The sequence below is a fragment of the Microcystis sp. LEGE 08355 genome, from assembly GCF_015207185.1.
Classification (GTDB): domain Bacteria; phylum Cyanobacteriota; class Cyanobacteriia; order Cyanobacteriales; family Microcystaceae; genus Microcystis; species Microcystis panniformis.
In genome coordinates this window covers 1-5,197 of sequence record NZ_JADEXI010000330.1, presented here as the reverse complement: position 1 = coordinate 5,197, position 5,197 = coordinate 1, and the positions used below count along the sequence as shown (strand labels likewise).

Below are 5,197 nucleotides of genomic sequence, written 5' to 3'. Positions count from 1 at the left end.
GGGCATTTAAACCTATTGGTAACCAGTGCACGGAGAGTTCAAAAAGGCTCTGTATAGGTACATAACACATCGGCTGACCCTGGGCAATTGCAGCGGCAAGAATGGGGCAGTCAGTTTCACCTATTATTACAGCAGCGGGAATTAGGGCTGCCGATCGCGCCTCTATTACGGGAAAATGAACAGTTAGAACATTGTTTAACGGCCCTATTAAAAGCGGCCCCAGCAATTGCCCAAAATCCGGGAGAAACCAATCGAGAAGCGGAACATTGTCGCAGTTTAACTGTGGGTAATTATTTATTAACGGTTATCTATGATTTAATTTTATTAGAGAGCGATCAAGCGGTAATTTTTGACTGGAAAACCTACTTAAAACCGATCGATGCCGACAAACTAGCCAAAAATTGGCAGACGAGACTTTATCTGTATGTTTTGGGAGAAACTTCTGCTTATCCTCTTGATAGTTTATCGATGACCTATTGGTTTGTGCAGTTGCCCCGCAGCCCCGAACAAATTACTTTTAACTATAATCGGAAACTACACCAACAGACAGGGCGGGATTTACGCCGTTTATTGAAGGATCTCGATCGCTATCTATCAGCATACGAAAATGATTTAGTTGATTTTCCCCATCGTCCCGATTGTCAGCTTCATTGTCCCTATTATCTTAGACAAGAGCGATCGGGCCCAATAGACTTACCCTCGATCGAGGATATCCCTGAAATCAATCCTTTTGTCTAAATCAGTGATCAGTGATCACTGATCACTGACAATTCTCCTTCTGCGCTGCGTTAACCATAGTCGATAATAATAAAAGACAGATCGATCGCTTGCGCTCATGACCGGCAACCACTACCAGACCTTAGAAATCAGCCATAAATCGACCCCTGACGAGATTAAACGGGCCTATCGGCGTTTAGCCAGACAATTCCATCCCGATAGTCAAAACGATAGTGCCAGTCACGATAAAATCGTCGCTATTAACGCCGCCTACGAGATTTTAAGCGATCCGAGACTAAGAAAGGACTACGATAACCAAATAATCGCCAATTCTCCCCGCGCCCAACGCACTGCCACCGCCCAAGCAAATTACCATCGTTACAAAGAAGCGGTCCAGGAAGACGAAGCCCTAGTCAAACAGTGGTATAACCAGACCTATAGCCCGATTAATCGCCTGATCGGTCAAATTATCCGACCTCTCAAAGGTCAGATCGATCACCTATCCGCCGATCCCTTCGATGATCAGTTGATGGCTGTTTTTCAAGACTATCTAGAAACCTGTCGCCAAAATCTCGATCGAGCTAAAACCCTCTTTTGCCAACGGCCTAACCCTGCCAAAATGGCCAAAGTGGCCGCTTCTCTTTACTACTGTCTCAATCATCTCACTGACGGACTCGAAGAATTGGAAACCTTTACCCTTAACTACGATGATCGCTCTCTCCACACCGGCCAAGAAATGTTTCGCATGGCCCAGCGTTTACAGGTGGAAGCTAAACAGATAGCCAGTCAGTGTCAAAATTAGACCGCTTGTAAAAATCAAAAATTGTTGTTAGGGTTAGGAGTCAGTAGCCAGTAGTCAGGAGAATTAAGAATGAATAACAATCAATTAAATGGTCTATTTACAGATTTTAGACCATTTAATCATCATTTTTGCCGTCTTTGAACCCTGAAAAATTAATTATGCCAGAGGTTTATTAAATCTCTAGCCATGGGCAAAAAAAAAGACGAAAATAGATCAAGACCAGATGTACCCAATCCCTAGCTTAACCCCGATGAGAGACAAACAATCAGAAATTACCAATATATCCACCACTAGAGATTCTGATCTTTATTCCTTGCCTCCGGCCGTCCAACGAGCTGCTAATATCCTTTTACGTCAGGGAAGAATCGGTTTTTGGACGCAGATTGTCCTGGGCGTAATTTCGGGGGTTTTATTACTCATTGCTACCGCTAGTTTATTAGGGACGAGACAACGCACTTCTGGCATTGAAATCGGTGTTTTGTGTGCTATTGGTGGGGCTTGTTTCTTGGTGGTTGCCATTTTCTTTTCTTCTCGTTACATGAAAATTGCCCGTCAAATGTTGAGAGGTGATCAAGATAGTCGCCCGAAAAAATCCGATACTATTCAGTTAATCCGTCAGGGTTTAATCGCTAATATTATCGGGATGTTTTTAACTATTTTGGGAGCGCAAGCCTTGGCGGGAATTGTCTTAATTAAATCCCTCAATGTTCCCCAAGGTACTTTTAATGTTGCCTCTAACCCCAGTCAGTTTGTTAATTCTGTTGACCTGTTAATTGTGCAGGCCAATACTAATACAATTCTCGCTCACTTTACTGGTATTGTTACTTCTTTGTGGCTTCTTAACCGTATTACTTCTAAATAAATATGGCCATGCAACGCACCCGTTTAAGTACGCTGGCTAATGTCACCAGCAGTCGATTTAATCGCTTTTTTGGTAATCCTTGGCGACGGATTTCCCTACAGATAATTTGTGTTTTATTTGGAGTTTTTTCTGGGCAAGCAATTGTCACCACTGCTGGTCAAACTGCTCAATGGGATGTCACGGCTGCTGGTTTATTGCTGCTGTTTACGGAGGCGATTAGCCGGATTGTTTACCGAAAAAGTTCTCAGGCTAAACCTGCACCGATTCTGCGAGAATCTTTCAATTTACTCAAAATTGGTATCACCTATAGTTTATTTCTAGAAGCCTTTAAAATTGGCTCTTAAATAGGGTTGGCTGAAAATGTTTCTTGGTGGGGTGAGGATTCAGGAGCCAGTCGGGGAAAGTGGAAACCTTGCCCTTAAGTGCCGACCGGCAGCGAGCAATCGTAGCCAGCCTAGACAGAACTAATGTATTAGTTAAGCTGCCCAACGATACCCTTACTCCATGGCGCTTCTCAGGAAAATAAGGATTTCAGACGTTCATTCTCATTAGTACATTAAAATTACCCAGCTTTAGCATAGGCTCTGTAAGACTTTTAGCCATGCCTAATATATTCATACGGGAGAAGTTCAGTTATAATTAAATTACCAAATTATATTTAGGGCAAATTTTTTTAATCATCATGCCACAACAATCCTTAATCACTAAAACCCTGACAGCGCAAGCCATTACCCCCCCCCCGCACAAAATAGTTTAAATGTCAAGCTTTTTAGAAAAATACTTTTATTGTCTCCCCTGTTGTTTTGGGAATTATTGGGTTTAGAAGTTAGCTCAGTTAAAGCAGTAGAAAACCTACAATGTCCCGTTATTTCTAGGGAAGAAGTTGATACTAATGCTCTTAAAAGAGAAATTGCTAATTATTCAGCCACTCTGCGAGTCTATCCTAGCGATCTGGGTACGATTAAACTTTATCTTCAACGGGGAATGGCCCGAGAAAAAATCAACGATCAAAACGGTGCGATCGATGATTTCAGTCAATACATTTGGTATAGTAATTATAATGCTCCCGCCTTCAAAGATCGACAGTTACTAGCTCAAGCCTATTATCAAAGAGGTGTGTTAAAGTTAGCCATGGTGATTGAGGGAGAAAAAACCCCTATAGCCGAGGAAATACCTGTTATTGAGGAAAAAACCCCTATAGTTGAGGAAATCCCTGTTATTGAGGAAGAAACACCCTTGATTGAGCGAGAAAGCCGAATCAAGGATCAGCATCAGCTAAAATTATTAGAAGCTGCTCGCTCAGATTTTCAGCAAGCCTTTAAGTATAATCCCAATAAAAGCGAAGTTTACTTTAACCTAGCAATTATTGCGTCTTTGCTCAATCATCAATCCTTGGCTTTAGATTATTACCAGCGTTTCATTGGTTATGAAACTGAAGATTATCGCGGCTATTATCATCGAGGACAGCTATACTCTCAGTGGGGAAATTATGCAGAGGCTATCAAAGATTATGATCTGGCTATTTTATACAAACCCGATCTAATTGAAGGCTATTATAATCGGGCTATAGCTTTAGAAAAGATAGGGGGAAAACGAGAGGCTTTTAAGGATTATAAAATCGTTTTAAAATGCTCACCCAAACTATTTTTAGCCAAGAATGCTCCTAGCAGTTATCAAAACCGTGCCAGAGTACAACTTGAAATCGCTGACGAGGAAGTAGAATTAGCCAACTTATCTTCTAATTCCCCCCAAGGGTATCAAACAGCGATCGAGTATTATAATGGAGCCATCAAAGATTTAGCACTTGTTATCCGTATTAATCCCAACTACGATAAAATTCCCCATGCTAGAGCATTTCTTAAACGTGGTTATGCTCACCTAAGACTCAACAATAATCAAGGGGCAATTCAAGATTATAACCAAGCAATTTATCTGCAACCCCAAGACGCAAAAGCCTATGTATATCGGGGGTTAATGCGAGCCAATAAATATCAAGAATACGCAGGAGCCTTAGAGGATTTTACTGCGGCAGTAGCACGAAATCGTCATGATGCAGCCGCTCACTATCATCGGGGATTAGTGCTGTATAAATTGGGTCGTTATCAGGAGGCAGTAGATAATTATAATATTGCCTTAGCCCAAGATGATGGGATTAATACACCTAGTTTTACTTCTCGATCTGTCTGTAGCGAAAATATCCGAGAATCTGCCGAGAAAAATTATTTTTATAACTCCAGAGAAACCGATTTTCGTCCTAATTATAATGTCTCTTGTCATGCTCAAGCCCGGGGAGATGCTTATTTTGCTCTGAAAAATTTTGCTGCGGCCGAAAGAGATTATACTACTTATATAGTTGCCTATCCTAACGATCCAGAAGGCTATCATAAACGGGCTAATGCGCGTTTTGAAAAAGGGGATAAACAGGGAGCGATCGAGGATTATAATGTATTCCTACAAAAAGTCCGTGATGCGAGAATTTTCTATAGTCGTGGTAATAGTAGCGCTGACGTGGGAGATGATCAAGGAGCGATTACAGATTATCTGCAATCTTTGAGCATTAATCCTATCGATGTGACAGCGTATAGTAATCGGGGAAATGCACGCACTGATACCGCTACTATTCCCGATAATGTACAAGTAACACCGAGAATATCGGAGAATCCGATCGCCTATAATAATCGTGGTATTAGGCCAATTCAAGTCTGAATTGCATCACTATCTGATCTACCTTTATAGAATACCTCATTCGGGGTACGATAGTCAAGACATTTTCGAGGACGATTGTTAATCAAGTTTACGGCTCTTTCCACCTCCTC

At 41.6% G+C, this 5,197-nt stretch carries 4 protein-coding genes and 2 pseudogenes; 5 read left to right on the top strand and 1 reads right to left on the bottom strand.

Going from position 1 to position 5,197, the window contains the following annotated elements; translation table 11 throughout:
* The 5 genes and pseudogenes from IQ242_RS16085 to IQ242_RS16065 all read left to right on the top strand — a co-directional run.
* Positions 1–738, top strand: a pseudogene (locus tag IQ242_RS16085) (PD-(D/E)XK nuclease family protein); the annotation flags it as partial.
* A gap of 97 nt (positions 739–835) precedes the next feature.
* Complete coding sequence (locus tag IQ242_RS16080) at positions 836–1,519, top strand: J domain-containing protein (protein ID WP_052275770.1); 684 nt, start codon at positions 836–838, stop codon at positions 1,517–1,519.
* 250 nt (positions 1,520–1,769) lie between these two features.
* Positions 1,770–2,381 carry a DUF3611 family protein gene (locus tag IQ242_RS16075; protein ID WP_158202354.1) on the top strand — a complete coding sequence of 204 codons (612 nt, stop codon included), beginning with the start codon at positions 1,770–1,772 and terminating at the stop codon, positions 2,379–2,381.
* A 2-nt stretch (positions 2,382–2,383) separates the two neighbouring features.
* Positions 2,384–2,725, top strand: a complete 342-nt coding sequence (locus IQ242_RS16070) for a DUF565 domain-containing protein (protein ID WP_002768596.1) — start codon at positions 2,384–2,386, stop codon at positions 2,723–2,725.
* Between the two features lie 442 nt (positions 2,726–3,167).
* Positions 3,168–5,087, top strand: a complete 1,920-nt coding sequence (locus tag IQ242_RS16065; RefSeq protein ID WP_228021038.1) for a tetratricopeptide repeat protein — start codon at positions 3,168–3,170, stop codon at positions 5,085–5,087.
* On the opposite strand, the pseudogene IQ242_RS16060 reads toward IQ242_RS16065, so the two are convergent.
* Positions 5,078–5,197 (bottom strand): annotated as a pseudogene (locus IQ242_RS16060) (IS30 family transposase); the annotation flags it as partial. The gene IQ242_RS16065 and the pseudogene IQ242_RS16060 sit on opposite strands and share 10 nt — an antisense overlap.

Coding starts and splice junctions, on each gene's coding strand:
- IQ242_RS16070 (WP_002768596.1), top strand. CDS start 2,384: ATGGCCATGCAACGCACCCGTTTAAGTACGCTGGCTAATGTCACCAGC.
- IQ242_RS16075 (WP_158202354.1), top strand. CDS start 1,770: ATGAGAGACAAACAATCAGAAATTACCAATATATCCACCACTAGAGAT.
- IQ242_RS16080 (WP_052275770.1), top strand. CDS start 836: ATGACCGGCAACCACTACCAGACCTTAGAAATCAGCCATAAATCGACC.